Genomic DNA, 2574 nt, shown 5'->3' on the forward strand with positions numbered 1-2574 from the left:
CCGAGGAGACCCCCGAGAAGGTCGCCAAGGTGCCGGTCGACGCCAACAAGGGCGTCGACATCGAGAAGGCCCGCGAGATCGTCGCCGCGGCGCAGTTCCCGGCCGAGGTGGCCGAGAAGGTCGCCGACGTCCTCGTGACCCTGTGGAAGACCTTCGTCGCCGAGGACGCGCTCCTCGTCGAGGTCAACCCGCTGGCGAAGGTCGCCTCCGGCGACGTCATCGCCCTCGACGGCAAGGTGTCCCTCGACGAGAACGCCGACTTCCGTCAGCCCGAGCACGAGGCGCTCGAGGACAAGGCCGCAGCCAACCCGCTCGAGGCTGCCGCCAAGGCCAAGAACCTCAACTACGTCAAGCTCGACGGCGAGGTCGGCATCATCGGCAACGGCGCCGGCCTGGTCATGTCGACCCTGGACGTCGTCGCGTACGCCGGTGAGAACCACGGCGGCGTGAAGCCGGCCAACTTCCTCGACATCGGCGGCGGCGCCTCCGCCGAGGTCATGGCGAACGGCCTGGAGATCATCCTGGGCGACCCGGACGTCAAGTCCGTGTTCGTCAACGTCTTCGGTGGCATCACCGCCTGCGACGAGGTCGCCAACGGCATCGTGCAGGCCCTGGAGCTCCTCAAGTCCAAGGGCGAAGAGGTCACCAAGCCGCTGGTCGTGCGCCTCGACGGCAACAACGCGGAGCTGGGTCGCAAGATCCTGTCGGACGCCAACCACCCGCTCGTGCAGCGCGTGGACACCATGGACGGCGCGGCCGACAAGGCCGCCGAGCTCGCGGCTGCGAAGTAAGGGACAGGGGAAACCACAGCCATGGCTATCTTCCTCAACAAGGACAGCAAGGTCATCGTCCAGGGCATGACCGGTGCCACGGGCATGAAGCACACCAAGCTCATGCTGGGTGACGGCACCAACATCGTCGGCGGCGTGAACCCGCGCAAGGCCGGCACCAAGGTCGACTTCGACGGCACCGAGGTCCCGGTCTTCGGGACCGTCGCCGAGGCCATGAAGGAGACCGGCGCCAACGTCTCGGTCCTCTTCGTGCCGCCGGCCTTCGCGAAGGCCGCCGTCGTCGAGGCGATCGACGCCGAGATCCCCCTCGCCGTTGTCATCACCGAGGGCATCGCCGTCCACGACTCGGCCGCGTTCTACGCGTACGCCGTCGAGAAGGGCAACAAGACCCGCCTCATCGGCCCGAACTGCCCCGGTCTCATCACCCCGGGCCAGTCCAACGCCGGCATCATCCCGGGCGACATCACGAAGCCGGGCCGCATCGGCCTGGTCTCGAAGTCCGGCACGCTGACGTACCAGATGATGTACGAGCTCCGTGACCTCGGCTTCTCCTCCGCCGTCGGCATCGGTGGCGACCCGGTCATCGGCACCACGCACATCGACGCCCTCGCGGCGTTCGAGGCGGACCCCGACACCGACCTGATCGTCATGATCGGCGAGATCGGCGGCGACGCCGAGGAGCGCGCGGCCGACTTCATCAAGGCCAACGTCACCAAGCCGGTCGTCGGCTACGTCGCGGGCTTCACCGCGCCCGAGGGCAAGACCATGGGCCACGCCGGCGCCATCGTCTCCGGCTCCTCCGGCACCGCCCAGGCGAAGAAGGAGGCCCTGGAGGCCGCCGGCGTCAAGGTCGGCAAGACGCCGACCGAGACCGCCAAGCTGGCGCGCGCCATCCTCGCGGGCTGAACAGGCCGACCAGGCTGAACAGGCCGAGCGGGCTGAACAGGCCGGACAGGCTGAACAGCCTGAACGGGCTGGTGCGCACAGCAGCCTGACGGGCAGTACGCGAGTGGGCCCCGCCCCTCCCGGGAGACCGGGCGGGGGCGGGGCCCACTCGCGTGTCCGCACGCGTCACTCGACCGCCGGGACCAGCCGCTCCGGGCCCGGGTTGGGCTCCGAGCGCAGCTTGTTGCGGAGCTCCACGTCCTCCGGGCGGAGCTTCTGCGGGCCGCCGCGCACCGGCACCCCGTTGACGGTCTCGCCGGGGGCGTTCACCGGGATGTAGCGGGTCGGCGCGGTCACCACCGTGAAACCGGTGACCGCGATGAGGATCGCCGTCACCCCCAGCACCGCCCGCGTCCAGGTGCGGGCCCGGCGTTCGCTGCCCGTCCGGACCGCGCGCGGGGCCGGGAGGGCCGCCGCCGGCGCCTCCGCGACCAGCGCGCTCAGACGCCGGTGCAGGTCCTCGGGGGCGGTGAGCTCCGGGACCCGCTCCGCGATGACCGTACGGGCGTGCAGCAGCCGGTTCGCGGCGGCGGGAGTGCTCGCCTCCGTCTCGGCCGCCGTCTCCGGCAGGTCCAGGCCGAGCCCGTCGTAGAGCAGGACGGTACGGCGGTACGCCGGGGGCAGGTCGAGGAGCGCGCCGAGCAGCGCCCGGCGGTCCGCCTCGGCCGGCGGGGCGTCGGGGTGCTTGTGGGCGCGGCGCAGCCGGTGCCAGGGGGAGAGGGCGTACTCGTACGCCGCCGCCCGCACCCAGCCCGCCGGGTCCGCGTCCACGGCCACCTCGGGCCAGCGCTGCCAGGCGTGGTGGAAGGCGTGCTCGACGGCCTCGCGGGAGAGCCCG

General features: G+C 71.6%; 3 protein-coding genes. 2 read left to right on the forward strand and 1 reads right to left on the reverse strand.

What is annotated here, in order from left to right; genetic code table 11:
* Together CCN56_RS04820 and sucD are read left to right on the forward strand one after the other, a co-directional pair.
* Nucleotides 1–791 (forward strand): ATP-grasp domain-containing protein (locus CCN56_RS04820; RefSeq protein ID WP_179199691.1); only part of this gene is annotated, 791 nt, incomplete at its 5' end.
* Between the two features lie 21 nt (nucleotides 792–812).
* Nucleotides 813–1697 (forward strand): succinate--CoA ligase subunit alpha, encoded by an 885-nt coding sequence (gene sucD, locus CCN56_RS04825; RefSeq protein ID WP_086823933.1) that lies wholly within the window; start codon nucleotides 813–815, stop codon nucleotides 1695–1697.
* A gap of 165 nt (nucleotides 1698–1862) precedes the next feature.
* Here sucD and CCN56_RS04830 read toward each other — a convergent pair.
* Nucleotides 1863–2574: sigma factor-like helix-turn-helix DNA-binding protein (locus CCN56_RS04830; RefSeq protein WP_373412822.1), on the reverse strand; the 712-nt coding region annotated here is incomplete at its 5' end.

This window comes from Streptomyces sp. NRRL B-24572 (assembly GCF_002156145.1).
Lineage (GTDB): Bacteria > Actinomycetota > Actinomycetes > Streptomycetales > Streptomycetaceae > Streptomyces > Streptomyces vietnamensis.